We start from the raw sequence: 19,605 nt of genomic DNA, 5'->3' as shown, positions 1-19,605 counted from the left end.
CGCCCGACGCTCAGCTGTCGAAGTCGACGGTGAGGGTCTCGGAGACGGCATACGTCTGGCAGGTGAGGACATAGCCCGCTGAGACCTCAGCCGGTTCCAGGGCGTAATTGCGGCGCAAGTCGGCGTCGCCGTCGGTGACGAGGGCCCGGCAGGTTCCGCAGACGCCGCCCTTGCACGCGAACGGCAGGTCGGACCGGGCCTGTTGGGCACCGTCGAGGATGCTGCGGTCGCGGGGCGCGGTGAACGTGGTCGCCCGGCCGTCGAGGACCACGGTGACCTCGCTCCCGGGACCTCGGTCGGTGGTGTCCTCGCGGTCGGTGGCGGTTGCCTCGGAGGGTTCGTCGTCGGCGTGGAACAGTTCCTGGTGGACACGGTCCGCCGGGACGCCGAGTCCGGTCAGGAGCGCGCGGGTGTCGCGCACCAGGCCGTGCGGGCCGCACAGCCACCAGTGGGCGACCTCCCGGACGTCGAGGAGAGCGTCCAGCAGTGCGGTGAGCCGCGCCGTGTCGAGACGGCCGGAGAGCAACTCGGCCTCGCGCGGCTCGCGGGACAGGACGTGGGCGAGCTGGAATCGGGCCGGATACCGGTCCTTCAGGTCGGCGAGCTCGTCCGCGAACATCACGGTGCCGGTGCGCCGGTTGCCGTACAGGAGCGTGACGCGCGCGTCCTCGTCCGCGGCGAGGACGGACGCGGCGATGGACAGCATCGGTGTGACGCCGGATCCGGCGGCGACGAGTACCTGGTGGCCGAAGCCGCCGGCACCGGTCGGATCCGGCGTGAACGCACCGGCCGGGGCCATGATCTCCACGGTGTCCCCGGGGCGTACGTCGTGCACGAGCCAGGAGGAGAACAGGCCGCCCGGTACCACGCGGACGCCGATCCGCGGCGCGGTACCGGACGGTGAGCAGATCGAGTACGAGCGCCGCTCGTCGCGACCGTCGATCTCGCGGCGCAGGGTGAGGCACTGACCGGGCCGGAACGCGAACTCGGCGGCCAGGCGGTCGGGGACGTCGAAGGTGAGGGCGGCCGCGTCGGCGCACAGCGGTTCCACGGCGGACACCCGCAGGGCGTGGAAGGCGGGGCGACGGCGGGACCGAACGGGGGACGAAGTCATGGCAGGTCCTTGACGTGGGGGAACGGCTCCCGGCACGTGCGGCAGCGACGGAGTGCCGTGCAGGCGGTGGCGGCGAAGTAAGAGATCTCCTCGGTGTCGGCCGAGGCACAGCGCGGGCAGGGAACTTCGGGTGGCTTGACGGAAAGGCTCAGCCAGGCCCGTGTCGCTGCCGGTCCTGGCGCGTTGCGGGGGCCGGGCGGCGCGATGCCATGCTCCACCAGCTTGCGGCGGCCCTCGTCCGTGATCCGGTCGGTGGTCCACGGCGGGTCGAGCACCGTGATCACCCGCACGTCGGCGAAGCCGGCGGCCAGCAGCCGGGACGACACCTCGGCGCGCATCTCGGCCATGGCGGGACAGCCCGCGTACGTCGGGGTGAGCCGTACGACGACGGCGCCCTCCGGCGTCACCTCGACGCCGTGCAGCACCCCGAGGTCGACGAGCGTCAGCATCGGCAGCTCGGGGTCGGGGACCTCCGCGGCGATCCGCGACGCCCGTTCCTCGGACGCCGTCACCACGACGCGTCCGGGTGGGCACGGGCGACGCTCTGCAGTTCGGCGAGGAGGGGCGCCAGGTGCGGGGTGTGCTGTCCGTTCCTGCCGGAGCCCGGGACCGGGGACGCCGGCGGATCGAACGGGGGCACGTCGGCGGAGCGATTCAGTCCGGCATCGGCCAGCACGTGGAACAGCTCCAGGCGGGTCCGCGCGGCTACGGCGGCCGGCTCGGCGCCGAGGCGCGCGGCCGTACGGTCCGACAGCAACTCGTCCATCCAGGGGGCGAGTTCGTCCAGCGCGGTCCGCATCCGGGCGGCGGACTCGTCGGTGCCGTCACCGAGCCGGATCGTCCACTCCGCAGCCCAACGGCGGTGGTAGGCCAGCTCCTTGACACTCTTGGCCGCGATCGCGGCCAGCACCGGGTCGGGTGCGGTGGCGAGCGCCTCGCACACGGCCAGCCGCCAGACGGACAGCACCAGCAGGCGGGCGACGGTGAACGCGAAGTCGCCGCCCGGAAGTTCGGCGATGCGTACGTTGCGGAAGTCCACAGGGGCGCGGAAGTAGGCGTACGCGTCCTCGCCACGGCCCGTGCCGTCGGCCCGGCCCGCCCTGGCGTACAGCAGACGTGCCTGGCCGAGGAGGTCGAGTCCGAAGTTGGCCAGCGCCAGCTCCTCCTCCAACTCCGGGGCGCGGGTGCACCATTCGGCCAGCCGTTGCGCGGACACCAGGGCGTCGTCGCCGAGCGCCAGACAGCAGGCGGCCAGGTAGTCCGCGTCGACTCCGTCCGGCACCGTCTGGTCGATCCCGTGCAGCGGGTCGGTGAATCCGGTGCCGAATGCCCACCGCGCGCCGTCGCCGTCGACGTACAGGTCCTCGTCGGTCATGCGCTGCTCCTCAAGGTTCCGGGAGGGTCCCTAGATGTGGGGGACGTCGTCGGGGATGTCGTAGAAGGTGGGGTGCCGGTAGACCTTGTCGCCGCTGGGCGCGAAGAAGGGGTCCTTCTCGTCGGGCGCGGAGGCGGCGATGGTGTCCGAGCGCACGGCCCAGATGCTCACGCCCTCGTTGCGCCGGGTGTAGAGATCGCGGGCGTGCAGCAGGGCCATGTCGTCGTCGGCGGCGCGCAGGGAGCCGACGTGGACGTGGTTGAGCCCGCGCTTGCCGCGCACGAACACCTCGTACAGCGGCCATTCGGCCTTGCTCGTCGGGCTCATGCCGTCGCTCCTTGCCGTGACCGCGCGGTGCGCTTGGCGGCGTGCGCGGCGGCGGCCCGCCGTACCCAGGCCCCCTCCTCGTGCGCGGCCCGGCGACGGGCGATCCGCGCCGCGTTGCACGGTCCGTCACCGGAGACGACCCGTTTCAGCTCGTCCCAGTCGGGGGTGGAGAAGTCGTGGTGGCCGCGCTCCTCGTTCCACCGCAGGCCCGGGTCGGGCAGGGTGACGCCCAGCTTCTGCGCCTGCGGGACGGTCATGTCGACGAAGCGCTGTCGCAGGACGTCGTTGGAGTGCCGCTTGATCCTCCAGGCCATGGACCGCGCCGAGTTGGGGGAGTCCTCGTCGGGCGGGCCGAACATCATCAGGGACGGCCACCACCAGCGGTCCACGGCGTCCTGCACCATGGCGCGCTGTTCGTCGGTGCCGCGCATCATGGTCAGCAGCAGTTCGTAGCCCTGCCGCTGGTGGAAGGACTCCTCCTTGCAGACGCGGACCATGGCGCGTCCGTACGGGCCGTACGAGGTGCGGCACAGCGGGACCTGGTTGCAGATGGCCGCCCCGTCCACGAACCAGCCGATCACCCCGACGTCGGCGAAGGTGCGGGTGGGGTAGTTGAAGATCGAGGAGTACTTCTGGCGGCCGTCGATCAGCCGCTCCGTCATGTCGGTGCGGTCGGCGCCGAGGGTCTCGGCCGCCGAGTAGAGGTAGAGCCCGTGCCCCGCCTCGTCCTGCACCTTGGCGAAGAGGATCGCCTTGCGGCGCAGCGAGGGCGCCCGGGTGATCCACTCGCCCTCCGGCTGCATGCCGATGATCTCGGAGTGGGCGTGCTGGGCGATCTGTCTGACCAGCGTGGCCCGGTAGGCGTCGGGCATCCAGTCGCGGGGTTCGATGCGCTGGTCACGGGCGATGGTGTCCTCGAACACGGACATGTTCATGGAGGCGGGCGGTTCTTGCACGGGTGCTCCTTTCAAGGGGGACGGGCAGTCAGCGGCCACGGAAGACCGGGCCTCGCCGTTCGAGGAAGGCGGTGACGGCCTCGTGGTGGTCGGCGGTGGTGCCGAGCCGCCGCTGGACGACGGACTCGCGCTCCAGCGCCGCCGGCAGAGGAGTGGTGGCCGCCGACCGCAGCAGCGCCTTGGTCTCCCGGTGCGCGGCGGTGGGTCCGGCGGCCAGCGCGCGGGCCAGGGCCACGCCCTCGGCGGCGGCCGAGCCGTCCGCCACGACGCGGTGTACCAGCCCCCACTGCTCGGCGTCCCATGCGGAGAAGGCGTCGCCGAGCAGCATGAGTCCGGCGGTGCGGGAGGGGCCCAGCTGCCGGGACAGGGCGCGGGCCACGCCCGAGTCCGAGGCGAGCGCGACACCGCCGAACGCGGTGGCGAAGCGGGCACCCTCGGCCGCCACACGTACGTCGGCGCACAGCGCGAGGCCCAGTCCGGCGCCGACACAGGAGCCCTCGACCGCGACGACGAGCGGGATCGGCAGCGCGTGCAGCTCCTTGACCAGCGGGTTGTAGTGGTCGGGGATGTTGGCGAAGGCGGTGGCGGGCGAGGTCTTCAGCAGATGGGCGTGCTCCTTGAGGTCCTGGCCGACGCAGAAGTGCCGGCCATGCGCGGTGATCAGGGCCGCCCGCACCTCGCGCCGGGCGTCCGTGGTCAGCCGCCGGACGGCCATGAGGAGGGCGCCGCGCAGGTGTGCGTCGAGCGCGTTGCCACTCGTGCGTCCGCGCAGTTCGATCACGGCCACGGCGTCGCTGACCTCGTACGACACGCCGTGCGGGGCGGAGCTTTCGCTCGATGCGCGCGGTCTTTCGCTCACTGCCATCGGTAGAACCCCTGACCGGTCTTGCGGCCCAGCTCACCGCGGGCGACCTTCTCCCGCAGCAGCCGTGGCGGCGCGAACCGTTCGCCGAGCATCGTGTGCAGGTGCTCCGCGATGGCGAGGCGTACGTCGAGTCCCACCACGTCCGTCAGCCGCAGCGGGCCCATCGGGTGCCGGTAGCCGAGGCGCATGGCCGTGTCGACGGCCTCGGGGTCGGCGACGCCCTCCTCGACCATGCGGATCGCCTCAAGACCGAGGGCGAGGCCCAGGCGGCTGCTGGCGAACCCGGGCGAGTCCTTGACGACGACGTCCTGTTTGCCGAGGGCGTGGGTCCAACGGACCGCCGCTGCCCGGGTCGCTTCGGTCGTGTCGGGGGCCAGGACCACTTCGACGAGGGCGGACACGGGCACGGGGTTGAAGAAGTGCATCCCCAGGAACCGCCCCGGGCTCCGCAGCACCGCCGCGAGTTCGGTGACGGACAGGGCGCTGGTGTTGCTGGCCAGCACACATCCGTCGTGCACGACGTCCTCGGCGGCGGCGAGCAACTCGGCCTTGAGAGCGGCGTCTTCGAAGACGGCCTCGACGACCAGGTCGGTGTCGTGGGGCAGTTCGGCGACCGAGGAGGCGACGATGACACGGTCCGGCACTCCGAGGTCCGGCGGCCCGGCGAGCGTCCCGCGCTCGGCCGCCTGCCGAAGTCCCCTGCTCACCCTCTCCATTGCCGCGGCCGCGGCGGATTCGTCGCGCTCCACCACGACCACACGTGATCCGGCGGCCGCGAAGGACTGGGCGATACCGGCGCCCATGCGACCGCCGCCGATGACCCCCACCATGGAGGGTGGTGCTGCCGAGGTCATGCCCGGCCTCCCTTCTTCTCCAGGAAGCGCGTCATGCGCTCCTGTTTGTCCGGGCTCTCGAAGAGCACCGCCTGGGCGAGGTCGTCGGCCACGGGATGAGCCCCCGAGGCGTCGGTGACGAGCTTCGTGAGCCGCAGGGCGAGTGCCGAGGAGCGAGCCATCCGGTCGAGCAGCGCGTGCGCCTCGGGGACCAGCCGGCCGGTCGGTACGACGTCCATGACCAGCCCGCACGCGAGGGCCGCGGGGGCGTCGAGAGTGCGTCCGGCGAGCAGGACCTGCTTGGCCACCGACTCGCCCACCAGCTCGCGCAGCCGCCAGCACGCACCGGCGGCGGCGAGGATGCCGAGGCCCGGTTCGGGGTTGCCGAAGACCGCGTCCGTCCCGGCGATCCTGAGATCGCAGGCGTACGCCAACTCGGCACCGCCGCCCAGCGCCCAGCCCGGCACGGCGGCCACGGTGGGCAGGGGCAGCCTGCGTACCCGTTCGAACAGGCGGCTGTTGATCCCCTCCAGCGCATGGTCCCGGCCGCGCCGCCGCAGTTCACCGATGTCGGCCCCGCCGGCGAAGACTCCGTCGTGCCCGGTGAGCAGGAGGAGTTTCGGCGTGCGCTCCAACTCCTCGCACACGCGGTGCAGTTCGGTGATCATGCGGCCGTTGATGGCGTTGCGGGCGCCGGGCCGCCGCAGGGTGACGACCACCCGGTCGGCGCGTTCTTCCACGGACAGCGTCTCGTACGACGGTCTCCCGCGCGTGTTCATACGCGCTCCACGAGCATGGCCACGCCCTGTCCGACCCCGACGCAGAGCGTCGCCAGGCCGCGCCGGCCGCCCTCCCGTTCCAGTCGGCCCAGCAGGGTGAGCAGGATGCGGGCGCCGGAGCAGCCCAGAGGGTGGCCGAGGGCGATGGCGCCGCCGTCGGCGTTGACACGGTCCGGGTCGAGCTTCAGCCGGTGCATGACCGCGAGGGCCTGGGCGGCGAAGGCCTCGTTGAGTTCGATCGCGTCGAGGTCCTCGGCCGCCCAGCCCGCCCGCTCCAGGGCCCTGGCGGTGGCCGGTACCGGGCCGAGTCCCATCAGGTGGGGCTCGACCCCGGCCGAGGAGGCCGTGACGACCCGGGCCCGGGGAGTCAGCCCGTGGCGCTCCACCGCCGCCCCGCTCGCCACCACCAGGGCGGCAGCTCCGTCGGACAGCGGCGAGGAGTTGCCCGCGGTGACGATGCCGCCCGGGCGGAAGACGGTGCGCAGGCTGCTCAGCTTCTCCAACGTGGTGGTCGGGCGCGGCCCTTCGTCCTCGGTCATCTCACCGTCCGCCACCGGCACCGGGACGATCTCCGCCGCGAAGCGGCCCGCCGTCCGCGCGGCCACCGCCCGACGGTGACTGCGCAGCGCGAAGGCGTCCGCCTCCAGGCGGCTGACGCCGTCCAGGGCGGCGACCTCCTCCGCGGTCTCGCCCATCGACAAGGTCGTCGTCGCGGGGAAGCGCGGGTTGGTGAAGCGCCAGCCCAGCGAGGTGTCGTGGACGTCGCCGGGCCGTGCCCAGGGTGTGCCCGGCTTGGCCATCACCCATGGTGCTCGGGTCATCGACTCCACCCCGCCGGCCACGACCAGATCGGCCTCGCCCGCCCGTATCGACTGCGCGGCGGACGCCACGGCCGTAAGCCCCGAGGCGCACAGCCGGTTGACGGTGTATCCGGGCACGGTGTGCGGAAGTCCGGCCAGCAGTACGGCCATCCGCGCGACGTCCCGGTTGTCCTCACCGGCCTGGTTCGCGGCGCCGAGGATCACCTCGTCCACGGAGTCGGCCGGGGCCCCGGCGCGGCGCACGGCCTCGCCGACGATGAGCGCGGCCAGGTCGTCGGGACGAACGGAGGCCAGCGCCCCACCGTAACGGCCCTGCGGGGTACGGGCCCCGTCGATCAGATAGACCTCATCGGCCATCGGTGGACTCCTCGTGCTCCTGGTCGGGCGCGTGACGGCGGGACTGGAGGACGGCGAACCGGCCGGTGACGAACGCAGGGTCGGTCAGAGTCGCGTTGGCCGCCGGGTTGGCCGACGTGCCGTGGAAGTCGCTGAAGGCGGCGGACTGGTTGGGGAACACCTCGCCGGTCAGGTTCTCCGACAGGTGCACCCCCGCCTCCAGAGCCGTCGCACGCGCCGCCGCCGGCACGTCCTCGCCGGTCGCGTACACGCAGGCGGTGAGCGCGCCGTGGCTCCGTACGGTGTCGTGCAGGACGCGCAGGGAGTGCGCGGTGTCGTCGGTGGCGATGACGAAGGAGACCGGACCGAACCACTCACTCGTGTAGGTCTTCTCGTCGGCCTCGGCGTCGAGCCGGGCCACCAGCGGGGTGCGGACCACGGCGTCCGGGTGGTCGGGGTGCATCAGGGCACGGGAGGGATGGGCGGTACGGCCCACGCTGGCTGCCTCCTCCAGACGTGCGAGGACTCCGGGGTTCACGATCGCGCCGAGGGTGGCGACGGCGCGGGCCGGATCGCGGAGGAGGTCGTCCAGCGCGGAGCCCAGATCGGCGGCGAACTCGTCGGCCGTACGCGGCCCTTGGTCGGTGGGGAACCCGTCGCGGGGGACGAGGATGTTCTGCGGGGTGGTGCACATCTGCCCGCTGTAGAGCGAAAGCGAGAACGCGAGGTTGCGCAGCAGCCCGGCGTAGTCGTCCGTGGAGTCCACCACGACGGTGTTGAGTCCCGCCTTCTCCGTGTGCACCGCGGCCTGGCGGGCGTTGGTCTCCAGCCAGTCGCCGAACTCGCTGGAACCGGTGAAGTCCACGATCCGCACGTCGGGATGGGTGGCCAGGGCGGGAGCGGTGCGCTCCTCGGGCCCCGAGGCGGCCAGCAGCACCACGTCCGGGTCGAAACCGGCCTCCGTCAGCACATCGCGGGCGATCCGCACGGTGATCGCCAGCGGCAGCACGGCCCGCCGGTGCGGCTTGACGATCACGGGGTTGCCGGTGACCAGGCTGGCGAAGAACCCCGGGTAGCCGTTCCAGGTGGGGAAGGTGTTGCAGGCGATGAGCACGGCCACACCACGGCCGACCGGAGTGAACGTCTTCTCCATCACCAGCGGTCCGCCCCGCCGCCGGGGCTTGCTCCAGCGGGCCGTGGCCGGGTGGCGCCGCTGTGCCTCCCAGGCGTACGCCACCGCTTCGAGGCCGCGGTCCTGGGCGTGCGGGCCGCCCGCCTGGAAGGCCATCACGAAGGGCTGACCGGTGGTGTGCTGGACGGCGTGCGCGATCTCGAAGCTCGCCGCGTTGAGATGGGCCAGGATCTCGGCCGCCACGCCGGCCCGGACGTCGGGACTCGCCGCACGCCACGCCGGAGCCGCGGACTTGGCCGTTGCCACGGCGGCCTCGGGCGCCAGATGCGGGTAGCTGATGCCGAGGGGGAAGCCGTACGGCGAGACCTCCGTGGCCGGGACGGTGCCGGTGGTGGGGTGCCCGTCGAGTGGGAAGGGCCGGTCGAGGAGGGCACGGAAGGCCGCCTCGCCCGACTCAGGCGCTCCGGTCCCGTACTCCGAGGCGCTGGGTACTTCCGGATACGGCGTCCAGTAGCCGCGGTCGGTGGTGCGGGCCACGGCCTGTTCGAGCAGGTCAGCGTGGCGGGCGTAGAAGGGTGATGACATGAAGGCTCCAGGCCGAACGTTCGGTCGGTGGATGAGTGGAGTGGGCCCAGGCAGGAGGGCGGTGAAGAAGGGTGTCGGTCAGATGTCGGCGAGCAGGACTGCTGGGCGTTCCACGCAGTCGGCCACGAAGCGCAGGAAGCCGCCGGCGGTGCCGCCGTCGCAGACCCGGTGGTCGAAGCTGAACGACAGCTGTGTGACCTTGCGGACGGTCAACTCACCGTCCACCACCCAGGGTTTGTCGACGATGCGGCCCACACCGAGAAGGGCCGCCTCCGGGTGGTTGATGATGGGTGTGGAGCCGTCGACGCCGAACACGCCGTAGTTGTTGAGCGTGAAGGTGCCCCCCGTCAGCCGGTCGGGCGGGAGGCTTCCGGTCCGGGCCAGCTCCGTCAACCGGGCGAGTTCTGCCGCCAGTTGGACCGTCGTGAGCCGGTGGGCGTCGCGGACGACGGGGACGACGAGACCGCGGTCGGTCTGGGCGGCGAACCCTAGGTGCACCTCGTCGTAGCGCAGGATCTCCCGGTGTTCGGTGTCGACGGTCGAGTTGAGCTCGGGGTAGCGGCGCAGGCCGGCCACGCAGATACGGGCGAACAGGGCCAACAGCCCGATCCGGCGCCCCGGTTCGGCGGCCTCCATTGCCTTTTTGGCCTGGAGCAGGCCGGTCGCGTCCACATCGACCCAGGTGGTGGCGTCGGGGATCTCGGTGCGGCTGCGCGTGAGCTTGTCCGCGACGACCTTGCGGATGCCGCGCAGGGGGATGCGGACGGGGCCGTCGGAGACGGGCTCCGGGACGGCGGTGGCTTCGGCCGGGGCGGGTGCCTGTCGGGTGACGGCCTGTTCCACATCCCGCCGCAGGACGACCCCGGCCGGACCCGAAGGTGCCAGCGCGGCGAGGTCGATCCCGTGATTCCGGGCGAGCCGACGGACGAGGGGCGAGATGACGCGGGGAGCATGCGCCTCCGTGACCGGCGCGGGTGCGGGCGTCTCCGGTGCGGTGACCGTACGTCGGCGACGCCGGCGGGGCGCGGGTCCGTGCCCGGTGCCGTAGCCGATCAGGACGTTGCCGGAACCGGCCTGTTCCTCCTCGCGGTACCGCTCGGCGGCCGGCTCCGGGACGGCCGCCCCCGGTGGCGCGGGTGCCGCCGCTCCCACGGTGATCAGCGGTTCGCCCACCCCCAGCGGCGTTCCCGCCTCCGCGTGCAGTCGCAGCACCGTGCCCGCGTACGGCACCGGCACCTCGACCGCGGCCTTGGCGGTCTCCACCTCGACCACGATCTGGTCGATCGTCACGGTGTCACCGACGGCGACCTTCCACTCGACGATCTCGGCGTCGGTGAGCCCCTCACCGAGGTCGGGCAGCCGGAACTGCTGCTCGTTCAGCGTCGCGGCACTCATGCGACCGCTCCCTTCACCAGGTGCCGGGTGTCCGGCTCGTCGGCGAACTGCAGACGGTCGACGGCGTCGAGGATCCGGTCGACGCCGGGAAGGTGCGCGTGCTCCAGCTTCGGCGGCGGATACGGAATGTCGAAGCCTGCCACCCGCAGCACGGGAGCGGCGAGGGAGTGGAAGCAGCGCTCCTGCACCCGGGCGGCGATCTCCGCGCCGACCCCGGCGAAGCCCTGCGCCTCCTGCACGACCACGCAGCGGCCGGTCCTGCGCACCGACTCCGTGACCGTCTCGTCGTCGAAGGGCACCAGGGTCCGCAGGTCCACCACCTCCAGCTCGATCCCGTCCGCTGCGGCGGCCTCGGCGGCGGCCAGGGCGACCGGGACCGAGGGCCCGTAGGCGATGAGGGTGGCGTCACGCCCCGCCCGCCGGATCGCCGCCCGCCCGAAGGGCAGCGCCTCGCGTGTCTGAAGGTCGGTGTCCTCGCGCGACCAGTACAGCTTCTTCGGCTCCAGGAATACCACCGGGTCGGGGTCCGCCACCGCGTCGCGCAGCAGCCAGTACGCGTCCTCGGCCGTGGCCGGGGTGGCGACCTTGAGGCCGGGGGTGTGCGCGTAGTAGGCCTCGCTGGAGTCGCAGTGGTGTTCGACTCCGCCGATCCCGCCGGCGTAGGGGATGCGGATCACCATCGGCAGGCCGATTCGTCCGCGGGTGCGGTTGCGCGTCTTGGCGACGTGCGAGGCGATCTGCTCGAACGCCGGGTATGCGAACGCGTCGAACTGCATCTCCACCACGGGCCGGAAGCCGCCCATCGCCATGCCGACCGCCAGTCCGACGATGCCGGCCTCCGCGAGCGGGGTGTCGAAGCAGCGCTGCTCGCCGAAGTCGCGGGTCAGCCCGTCGGTGATGCGGAAGACCCCGCCGAGCGGACCGACGTCCTCGCCGAAGACGAGGACCCGTTCGTCCTCGCGCAGCGCGTCGCGCAAGGCGGTGTTGAGCGCCTGCGCCATCGTGACCTTGGCCATGGTCGTCAGTCCTCCTGTGCCTGGGTGGTGTCGGCGAGTTCGGCCGCCAACTGGGCTCGCTGTTCGCGCAGTTGTGGGGTCGGCTCGGCGTAGACGTGGTCGAACAGCTCCAGCGGGTCGAGCACGGAGTCCGCGTTCATGCCGGCGCGCACCCGCGCCGCCAGCTCCTCGGCCTCCTCCCGCAGCCCCGCCACGTCCTCGTCGGTGAGCGCGCCGCGCGAGCGCAGGTACGTCTCCAGCCGGTCGACGGGGTCGGCGGACCGCCACTGCTCGACCTCGTCGTCCTCCCGGTAGCGGGTGGCGTCGTCGGCGTTGGTGTGCGCGTCCATGCGGTACGTGTGCGCCTCGACCAGGACGGGACCGTGACCCGCCCGGGCATGCTCCACGGCCGCGGCCAGCACCGCCAGCACCGCGACCAGGTCGTTGCCGTCGACCTGCTCGGAGCGCACTCCGTGGCCGATGCCCTTGTACGCCAGGGCCGGCGCCGCGGTCTGGCGGGCCAGCGGCACCGAGATCGCGTACTTGTTGTTCTGCACGAAGAAGACGACCGGGGCGCGGAAGACGGCGGCGAAGTTCAGTGCCTCGTGGAAGTCGCCCTCGCTGGTCGCCCCGTCCCCGACGAGCGCCATCGCCACGCCGCCCTCGCCCTTGCGGCGCAGGGACTCGGCCATGCCGGTCGCGTGCAGCACCTGGGTGGCCAGCGGGGTGCACTGGGGGGCGGTACGAGTGACGGCGGGGTCGTAGCCGCAGTGCCAGTCGCCGCGCAGCAGCGTGAGCACCTCGACGGGGTCGATGCCGCGGGTCACCAGGGCGACGGAGTCGCGGTAGGTCGGGAACAGCCAGTCATCGGGGCGCAGGGCGAGCACGGCGCCGATCTGGCACGCCTCCTGGCCGCGGCTGGACGGGTAGACGGCCAGGCGGCCCTGCTTGGTGAGAGCGGTCGCCTGGGTGTCGAACCGGCGGCCCAGGACCATCCGCCGCCAGGCCTCGAGGAGGGCCTCGAGAGGAGGCTCGGTGTAGTCGGCCGACGGCCTGGCGACCCGTGTGCCGTCCTCGGCCACGAACCGCACCGGCGTCAGGGACGGAAGGAGGCCCTGGACCGTCTGGCGGAGGCTCTTCACGGACATGGAGGGCACTCGCTTTCTCTGGACACTTGACAGGAGAATGGTGGCGACTGATGAATATGTGTTCAATAGCTCGGCCGGATCGGCGATGAACTGCCGAACCCGATGGTCTGGGAGGACAAAGTGTCCGAGGAAAACTCGCTGCCGGGTGCAGTGGCCGGACGAACTGCCGTCCCGCTCGACGACATCGACCGGCAGATCCTGAGCCGGCTCCTCGAGGACGGCCGGATCTCGGTCCGCGCCCTCGCCGAGCAGGTGCACATCTCGCGGGCCAACGCCTACACCCGCATCGGTCGGCTCGTGGCCGAGGACGTCATCACGGGCTTCACCGCACAGCTCAATGCCCAGCGGGCGGGCCTGGGCACGAGCGCCTACGTCATGCTCGGAATCGAGCAGAACGCCTGGCGCGACATCTCGCGGGAACTGCGCGAGATCCCCTACGTGGAGCACGTCGCCCTCGTCACCGGTGATTTCGACGTCCTGGTGGTCGTGCGTGCGCCGGACAACCTGGTGCTGCGCCAGGTGGTGCTGGAGAAGATCCAGGGGATCCCCGGAGTGCGCTCCACCCGCACCTGGCTCGTCTTCGACGAGGTGCGGGGGCGCGGCGCCACTTGGACGCACTGAGGACCGCGCGTCATACGTCGGCCAGCGCGGCGTCGACCTCGAGCCGGGTCGGTGCCGGGACGGGAGCCGACGGCGGTGCGTGCCGCCGGGAGCGCACCACGCGGAACCGGCCGGTGACGAAGCTGACGCCGGAACCCGGCAGTTCGGAGAGGGCCGAGGACGGGTCGGCGGGCAGGTCGTCCAGGTTCTCCACCAGATGCACCCCGGCGTCCAGTGCCGCGGTCCCGGCCGCCGCCAGCACCAGCGGGTCGGTGGAGTGCACCGAGGCGTACAGCGCTCCGTGCCGCGCCACGGTACGGCGCAGGAGCGTGAGACTGTGCGAGGTCGAGTCGGTGCCCACCAGGAAGGAGACGGGCCCGGGCCACTCGCGGGTGTAGACGCGTTCGTCGGAGGCGCGCAGCCGCACCAGCAGCGGGCTGCGCAGGTCGGCGTACGGGTGCTCGGGATGGGGCACGGGGCCGGAGGCGTGCAGGACCGGGCCGTAGCGCGCGGCATCCGTCAGGGCGCCGCGTACCTCGTCGGCGGTGATCGCACCCAACACTTTTGCCGCCCGGGCGGGATGGCCGAGCAGCCGGTCGACGGCGTCGCCGAGATCGGCCCCGAGGTCCCGCAGCGTCCTGTGCCCCTCGTCGGTGCTGAAGCCCCGCTCCGGAACCAGGATGTTCTGCGGCGTGGTGCGCACCGTCCCGTTGCACCGGCACGAGGCGAGGGCGAGACCTCGGACCAGGCCCCGGTAGTCGTCGGTCGAGTCCACGACCACGGTGTTCAGTCCGGTCCGGTTGGCGAACACGGCGGCCTGGCGGGCGTGTCGCTCCAGCCAGCCGGCGAAACGCGCGGGGCCCGTGTAGTCGACGATGCGCACCGCCGGGTCCGTGGCCAGACGCCGGTGCACCTGCCGTTCCGGTTCCGCCACTGCCAGGGTCACGAGGTCGGGGGAGTGACCTGCCTCCGCCAGCACCTGCCGGGCGACCCGCACCGTGATCGCCAGCGGCAGCACGGAGCGCGGGTGCGGAGCCACGACGACCGGGTTGCCGGTCACCAGGCTGGCGAACAGGCCCGGATACCCGTTCCAGAGCGGGAAGTCCGGACAGCCCACGAGCAGCGACACTCCGCGGGGCACCAGAGTGCAGGTGCCCTCCAGTGGTTGCCCGCCCCGTTCGGTGCTCTTCCAGTGCAGGTCTGCCGGGACGCGTTCCGATTCGGCGAAGGCCTGGGCCACCGCCTCCAGCGCGCGGTCCTGAGCGCGTGGCCCGGCGGCGCGGAAGGCTCCCTGGAGGGGCTGGCCGGTGGTGTGATGCACCGCGAGGGCCAGTTCGTGGCTGCGGGTGTTGAGCCGGCGCAGGATCTCCACGGCGAGCCCGGCGCGCTGGTGCGGTCCAGCGGCCCGCCAGCCGGCCGCAGCCCGCCCGGCCGCCGCGACCAGCTCCGCGGGATCGCAGCACGGGTAGTCGATGGGCGGGGCGAGGCCGTACGGCGACGACTCCGTGCGCACACGGCCGAGTTCGCCGGGCTGCCCCAGCTCGAACGGCCGCCCCAGCAGTGAGCGGAACACCTTGCCGGCGGTGCGGGTCGACCTCATGCCCGCGTCCGCCGCGTCCTGGCCGGTCGCCTCGGTGAAGGGACGACGGCACTCACCGGCGGCGATCGCGCGAACGACGCTCTGCAGCAGCTCGCGATGGCGCTCGTAGGGACCGGGGCGCATCGCCGTCAGCCTTGCCGGCTCGCCGCGAGCGCGAGGAGGGCGTCGTTCTCCTCGGGCAGCCCGATCGTCACCCGGACGCCCTCGCCGGGGAACGGGCGCACCACGACCTTCCCGTCGGCGCAGTGCCCGGCGAAGGGCGCGCTGTCCGCGCCGAGCGGCAGCCACACGAAGTTGGAGTGGGAGTCCGGCACGTCGTGGCCCAGCGCCCGCAACCGCCCGGTGACACGATCGCGTTCGGCGACCGTGAGGGCGGCCCGCCGGGCGACCTCTGCGCCCTCGCCGAGGGCGGCCACGGCGGCCCGCTGGGCGAGAGCGCTGACACTGAACGGCACCTGCGTCCGGCGCACATGTGCCGCGATCCCGGGCGGCGCGACGCAGTAGCCGACCCGCAGCCCCGCCAGGCCGTACGCCTTCGAGAAGGTCCGCAACACCGCCACGTTGGGCCGGTCGCCGAGGAGGGCGAGGCCGTCGGGGACCAGGGCGGGATCGGCGTACTCCCGGTACGCCTCGTCGACGACGATCAGCACGTCCCGCGGCACCCGGTCCGCGAAGTCGGTCAGGGCCCGCGCCCCGACCGCCGTGGAGGTCGGGTTGTTGGGGTTGCACACGAAGACCACCCGGGTCCGCGCGGTGATCGCCGCGGCCATGGCGTCCAGGTCGAGGGCGTGGTCACGCAGGGGCACCCGCACCGCCGTACCGCCTGCCACGGCGGTGAGGATCGGGTACGCCTCGAACGAACGCCAGCCGAAGACGACCTCGTCACCGGGGCCCACGACGGTGTGCAGCAACTGCCCGCACACCTCGGAGGAACCGGCGCCCACCGCGATCCGGTCCGGCTCGACCCCGTGGTGCGCCGCCAGAGCCTCGATCAGCGAGGCGGCGTGCAGATCGGGATACCGCGAGACGCCGCCGGCGGCCTCCGCGAGGGCTTCGGCCACCCCAGGAAGCAACCCGAACGGGGACTCATTGCTGGCCAGTACGACGGCGCCGGGCAGTTTGCGGCCCGGGACGTAGGCGGGCAGCTGGGACAGGGACGCACGGACACGCACCATGCTGGTCTCGCTTCTGCAGCGCTGGGACCCGAGGCCTGGCCGTCGGGCACTTGACAGGCACAGCGTGAAGAGCGGACGACAAGCACTCAACTGTTTGGGAAATTCGGCTACGAATCGCCGGAAAACGGGGTGCTGATCGGCAAACCGTCTTCCGGCAGGCCCTGCCGGACCTTTGCCACGAGACGGACGGCACGTCCTCCGCCGTACCTCCGGCCTCCTCTTTGATCACGGGACGGACACAGCGGGCCATCGAGGCCCCCGCCGCGGCCAGGACACCAGCAGGCTGCTCGCCGTCCGGACCACGTGACGTCCGTGGCCCGCCCCGTTCCGATCGAGGGAGACCATGCACAGCACCCAGACCCGCTTCCGCCACGCAGTGCTGTCGGCGGGCGCGGCGGCCTTCGCGCTGCTCGCGACCGGCTGCTGGAACGCGTCCGCGGGCGCGCAGACCGGCGGCTGCCGCGACGCGGGCGACTGGTCGGGACGAGCACAGGCGGCCTGGCTGCGGGCCGCGGTCGCCTTCCACGGGACGACCGACGGGGCAGACCCGTCGTACGCACAGGCATCGGTCGTCGTCCGCGGACCGCGTACGGGCGATGTGCGTGTGTTGTGCCAACCTCTCGCCGTACAGGTCGAGTTCTGGACCCTCACGGCCTCGACGACGAGGCCGGAGCTGTCGTTCGTCATGCGCTACGGACTGTCCGCGGACGGCGGCAGAACCCGAACCGTCGCTTTCCCGGCCGGACTTCCCACCGGACGGGACGGCACCTGCGTCCGGATCCTTGTCGCGGCGTACGCGGGCACACCCCTGGCCGGCGCGGAACTGCCCCGGCTGACAGGGGACTTGGCCACAGCCGGGGACGCGGACGTGCGCTTCGGGACGGCACGGATCGGTGTGCACCGGTTGCTGCCGGCGCAGGGGTCCACGCAGTGCGGCGTGAGGCGGTCGACGCCGAGCCCGTCACCCTCGGCCTCGACCGGCTGGGACATCTACCATCCGTGACGCCGTCACAGCGGGGCGCCTACTGGTAGCAGGGACTCCCGCACTGGACGGTGACGGTGCCGTTCTGGCCGTTGGCCGGGGCCGGGACGGCTGGGACCTTGCTGGTTTCCCACGGCATCGGTGCCGCCATGGCGGGTGTGCCCAGAGAGCCCAGAGCGGTCGCTGCCAGGAACACGATGGTGATCGCTCGCTTGTGCAGCTTCATGTTTTCCCCCATTGGTCGTGTCTGACTTCGTTCCCACCCGCTAGGGCGCCGTCATCGTCACGCTCTGGGGTGGTGGTGCCGACCGGGTAGCGATGACGGAGCAACAGCCGAGCACCAAGAGCGCGATCAGCGCAGCCTTGACGGCACGCCCCATGTGGTTCTCCCTGGTCGACAACGGTTGCAAAAAGAGTGCCACGCACCTGCATGGGCCGCTATGTTTTCGATCCCCTTCGAAACGTCGAACCGGTGCCGGCCAGCAGGTTGAGGGCCAGTGGCGTCGCCGTGTGCTCGACGTGCTTGCCGTCGCGCCTGCTGACGACGAGTCCCGCACCGCGCAGGACGCCTATCTGATAGCTCGCACTGGCCGGGGCGAGCCCGAGAGCCCGCGCCAGTTCGGTGGTCGTACGAGTGCGATGACCGGCCACATCGACGAGAACCGCGCTCCTCGTCCGCCCGAGCAGTCGTTCCAGCCGTTCCTCGCCGGCTCGCGCGATGTCGAGCGGCTGCTTCATGACGGGGTAGACGAGGACCGGATCGAGGCCGGGATCAGCAAGGGCCGTGGGTCTGCGCCAGCAGAAGTACGACGGCACGAGCGTCAGGCCTCGGCCTTCCAGCCGCAGCTCCCGGTCGACGGGATAGTCGACGTCCAGATACGGCGGGTTCCAGCGCGCGTAGGGGCGCAGGCCCCCCAGCAGGGCGGCGCTGCCTCCGCCGAGCACGGCGCGCGTGCGGACCGCGACGTCGTCGACCACCGCCGAACGGACGTGCCGCCAGTGGGGTTCCAGGAGTGTCCGGAACGAGGCCCGTAGAGCGTCGGAGACCAGTTTGAGCGAGGCGACGGCCGGTTCGTGGGGGCCGCGTATCCAGCCCGGTACCGGCCTCGTGTCGGCGAACCGCGTCAGTTCTGCGGCTAATCGGTCACGGGGCGTCGCCCGTAGTTGGTCGAGCCCCGCCTCCAGGCACTCGCCCGTGACCGAAGGCGTGAGGAAGTCGGGGATGTAGCCGGAGGCCGGGATGACGGTGCGCAGGGTGTGCAGGGCATGTGAGGCCCGTCGGTCCCGCGACAGCCGCTGACCTGTCTCGCGGCGCCAGTGCCCGAACTCCACAAGCCCCTGAGACGTCTGGAGGCGGCATACCGCGCACATCAACTCCCACAGGGGTTCGGGCTGCTGAGCGATCCGGATGTTCTGCAGATCGCGCCAGCCGAAGTGGATACGAAGCAAGTGGCTCCTTGCGAAGGCAGGTGCGGACGGATGAGACGGGAAGGGGTCGACCGCGGGGCTGAGCCGTCGGCCAAGTCGACCCCATAGATCCTGATGTAGTGGGTCTGGAGGGGAAAGCCGAGAGCTGGGAGAGGATGACCTTCTTGTCGATAAACTTTCGTTTATGAGTCCTGGTGGCGGATCCGGTGCCAAACGAGAGCCCAGCTTCCACCAACTCCGGCTCTTTCTCGTTCTCGCGCAGGAGCTTCACTTCGGGCGCGCGGCAGCGCGGGTCTACGTCACTCAGCCCGCCTTCAGCCAGCAGATCCGGTCGTTGGAACAGCGGCTCGGTGTCGTACTCGTCGAGCGCGGCGGCGGGAATGTGCGGCTCACCGCGGTCGGCCGGTCCATCGCCGAGGAGGCCGGGGCAGTGGTCGATGCCATGGCCCGGTTGCGCCAGGCGGCCGACCGTCATGCCGGCGCGGCGCGTGGGCTCCTGAGGATCGGCAGCCTCGGGGCCGAGGCGGCCATGCCCTACGCCCAGGCCATTCTCTCCCACCTCCGCGGAACGCATCCGGACCTCGAGATCGAGGTCCGCAATCTGACCTTCGTCGACATGTTCAGCACTCTGCTCACCGGGGAGGTCGACGCCGCCTTCCTCCGCGGACCCCTGCCCGGCGGGATCCAGTCCCTGCAACTGGCCACCGAGACGCGGGTGGTCTGTCTGTCCGCCGACGACCCGCTCGCCGGCCGGGACACCCTCACGCTCGACGATCTCGCCGATCGCGCGGTCGTCGACATGCCGCCGGAAGTGCCCCGGTCATGGTGGAACCACCTGACGGTCAATCCCCGCCCGGACGGCACAACGGTCCGCTTCGGCCCGGTCGTCAGGGACACCGAGGCCATGGTCCTCGCCGTCACCCAAGGCAGGGCGATCACCTTCCTGCCTTCCGCGGCCCGCCGCCTGTACCCGCGCGCCGGCATCATCTACGTCGACTGCCCGGAACTGGGTCTCTCGACGGGCGAACTCGCCTGGCTTCCGGACCACCGCAACGCACCGGCCGTCTCCGCCCTGCGTGAGGCAGCCCGCCAGGCAGTGCGACAGCCCGGAAGCGCGGCTCGCGACTCCGCGTCCGAGGGGTGACGAGAGCGGGTCCTG

The 19,605-nt window shown here is 72.0% G+C and carries 20 protein-coding genes; 3 read left to right on the top strand and 17 right to left on the bottom strand.

Annotated elements, in window-relative coordinates; all coding sequences use genetic code 11:
• Positions 1-10: 10 nt before the first annotated feature.
• The 13 genes from paaE to pdhA all read right to left on the bottom strand — a co-directional run bounded on the left by paaE (position 11) and on the right by pdhA (position 12,661).
• Entirely contained in the window at positions 11-1,114 is a 1,104-nt protein-coding gene (gene paaE, locus OG841_RS03500) for a 1,2-phenylacetyl-CoA epoxidase subunit PaaE (RefSeq protein ID WP_371563329.1), read from the bottom strand.
• Positions 1,111-1,629, bottom strand: a complete 519-nt coding sequence (gene paaD, locus OG841_RS03495) for a 1,2-phenylacetyl-CoA epoxidase subunit PaaD (RefSeq protein ID WP_371563326.1) — start codon at positions 1,627-1,629, stop codon at positions 1,111-1,113. The genes paaE and paaD overlap by 4 nt, the downstream gene beginning before the upstream one ends.
• Positions 1,623-2,489, bottom strand: coding sequence for a 1,2-phenylacetyl-CoA epoxidase subunit PaaC (paaC, locus tag OG841_RS03490; RefSeq protein WP_371563323.1), 867 nt, complete (start codon positions 2,487-2,489; stop codon positions 1,623-1,625). Before paaC ends, paaD begins: the two co-directional genes overlap by 7 nt.
• Before the next feature lie 30 nt (positions 2,490-2,519).
• Positions 2,520-2,816, bottom strand: a complete 297-nt coding sequence (gene paaB / locus OG841_RS03485; protein WP_059203996.1) for a 1,2-phenylacetyl-CoA epoxidase subunit PaaB — start codon at positions 2,814-2,816, stop codon at positions 2,520-2,522.
• Positions 2,813-3,751, bottom strand: coding sequence for a 1,2-phenylacetyl-CoA epoxidase subunit PaaA (gene paaA, locus OG841_RS03480; RefSeq protein WP_328643746.1), 939 nt, complete (start codon positions 3,749-3,751; stop codon positions 2,813-2,815). The genes paaB and paaA overlap by 4 nt, the downstream gene beginning before the upstream one ends.
• A gap of 49 nt (positions 3,752-3,800) precedes the next feature.
• A complete protein-coding gene (locus tag OG841_RS03475) occupies positions 3,801-4,637 on the bottom strand; it encodes an enoyl-CoA hydratase/isomerase family protein (protein WP_371563319.1) in 837 nt (278 codons plus the stop codon).
• The gene (locus OG841_RS03470) at positions 4,628-5,491 is read right to left on the bottom strand and encodes a 3-hydroxyacyl-CoA dehydrogenase family protein (RefSeq protein WP_371563316.1); all 864 of its coding nucleotides are present in this window, start codon (positions 5,489-5,491) and stop codon (positions 4,628-4,630) included. The genes OG841_RS03475 and OG841_RS03470 overlap by 10 nt, the downstream gene beginning before the upstream one ends.
• Positions 5,488-6,249 (bottom strand): enoyl-CoA hydratase/isomerase family protein, encoded by a 762-nt coding sequence (locus OG841_RS03465; protein WP_328642840.1) that lies wholly within the window; start codon positions 6,247-6,249, stop codon positions 5,488-5,490. Before OG841_RS03465 ends, OG841_RS03470 begins: the two co-directional genes overlap by 4 nt.
• The gene (locus OG841_RS03460; protein ID WP_371563312.1) at positions 6,246-7,427 is read right to left on the bottom strand and encodes a thiolase family protein; all 1,182 of its coding nucleotides are present in this window, start codon (positions 7,425-7,427) and stop codon (positions 6,246-6,248) included. The genes OG841_RS03465 and OG841_RS03460 overlap by 4 nt, the downstream gene beginning before the upstream one ends.
• Positions 7,417-9,123: a phenylacetic acid degradation protein PaaN gene (gene paaN / locus OG841_RS03455; RefSeq protein WP_371563308.1), complete on the bottom strand. Its 1,707-nt coding sequence runs from the start codon at positions 9,121-9,123 to the stop codon at positions 7,417-7,419. Before paaN ends, OG841_RS03460 begins: the two co-directional genes overlap by 11 nt.
• Before the next feature lie 78 nt (positions 9,124-9,201).
• A complete protein-coding gene (locus OG841_RS03450; RefSeq protein ID WP_371563305.1) occupies positions 9,202-10,518 on the bottom strand; it encodes a dihydrolipoamide acetyltransferase family protein in 1,317 nt (438 codons plus the stop codon).
• Entirely contained in the window at positions 10,515-11,534 is a 1,020-nt protein-coding gene (locus OG841_RS03445; RefSeq protein ID WP_371563302.1) for an alpha-ketoacid dehydrogenase subunit beta, read from the bottom strand. The genes OG841_RS03450 and OG841_RS03445 overlap by 4 nt, the downstream gene beginning before the upstream one ends.
• 5 nt (positions 11,535-11,539) lie before the next feature.
• Positions 11,540-12,661: a pyruvate dehydrogenase (acetyl-transferring) E1 component subunit alpha gene (gene pdhA, locus OG841_RS03440; RefSeq protein WP_371563299.1), complete on the bottom strand. Its 1,122-nt coding sequence runs from the start codon at positions 12,659-12,661 to the stop codon at positions 11,540-11,542.
• 120 nt (positions 12,662-12,781) lie between these two features.
• Here pdhA and OG841_RS03435 point away from each other — a divergent pair, with 120 nt between their 5' ends.
• Positions 12,782-13,282: an Lrp/AsnC family transcriptional regulator gene (locus tag OG841_RS03435; protein ID WP_057613423.1), complete on the top strand. Its 501-nt coding sequence runs from the start codon at positions 12,782-12,784 to the stop codon at positions 13,280-13,282.
• Positions 13,283-13,292: 10 nt separating this feature from the next.
• Here the strand turns inward: OG841_RS03435 and OG841_RS03430 are convergent, their stop codons facing one another.
• Positions 13,293-14,984, bottom strand: a complete 1,692-nt coding sequence (locus tag OG841_RS03430; protein ID WP_371563295.1) for an aldehyde dehydrogenase family protein — start codon at positions 14,982-14,984, stop codon at positions 13,293-13,295.
• A gap of 5 nt (positions 14,985-14,989) precedes the next feature.
• On the bottom strand, positions 14,990-16,036 hold the full coding sequence (gene hisC / locus OG841_RS03425; RefSeq protein WP_328642847.1) for a histidinol-phosphate transaminase: 1,047 nt from the start codon (positions 16,034-16,036) through the stop codon (positions 14,990-14,992).
• Between the two features lie 343 nt (positions 16,037-16,379).
• On the opposite strand from hisC, the gene OG841_RS03420 reads away from it, so the two are divergent.
• Positions 16,380-17,039 carry a hypothetical protein gene (locus OG841_RS03420; RefSeq protein WP_371563291.1) on the top strand — a complete coding sequence of 220 codons (660 nt, stop codon included), beginning with the start codon at positions 16,380-16,382 and terminating at the stop codon, positions 17,037-17,039.
• Between the two features lie 19 nt (positions 17,040-17,058).
• Here OG841_RS03420 and OG841_RS03415 read toward each other — a convergent pair whose 3' ends face one another.
• Both OG841_RS03415 and OG841_RS03410 read right to left on the bottom strand, forming a co-directional pair.
• Positions 17,059-17,244 carry a hypothetical protein gene (locus OG841_RS03415; RefSeq protein ID WP_371563288.1) on the bottom strand — a complete coding sequence of 62 codons (186 nt, stop codon included), beginning with the start codon at positions 17,242-17,244 and terminating at the stop codon, positions 17,059-17,061.
• 212 nt (positions 17,245-17,456) lie between these two features.
• Positions 17,457-18,467, bottom strand: a complete 1,011-nt coding sequence (locus OG841_RS03410; RefSeq protein WP_328642850.1) for an ArsR/SmtB family transcription factor — start codon at positions 18,465-18,467, stop codon at positions 17,457-17,459.
• 163 nt (positions 18,468-18,630) lie between these two features.
• On the opposite strand from OG841_RS03410, the gene OG841_RS03405 reads away from it, so the two are divergent.
• On the top strand, positions 18,631-19,590 hold the full coding sequence (locus OG841_RS03405; protein ID WP_371563284.1) for a LysR family transcriptional regulator: 960 nt from the start codon (positions 18,631-18,633) through the stop codon (positions 19,588-19,590).
• Positions 19,591-19,605 lie beyond the last annotated feature (15 nt).

The organism is Streptomyces canus, from assembly GCF_041435015.1.
In the GTDB taxonomy this organism is placed as follows: Bacteria; Actinomycetota; Actinomycetes; order Streptomycetales; family Streptomycetaceae; genus Streptomyces; species Streptomyces canus_G.
The sequence above is the reverse complement of the archived record's forward strand: the minus strand, read 5'-3'. Positions and strand labels throughout refer to the sequence as shown.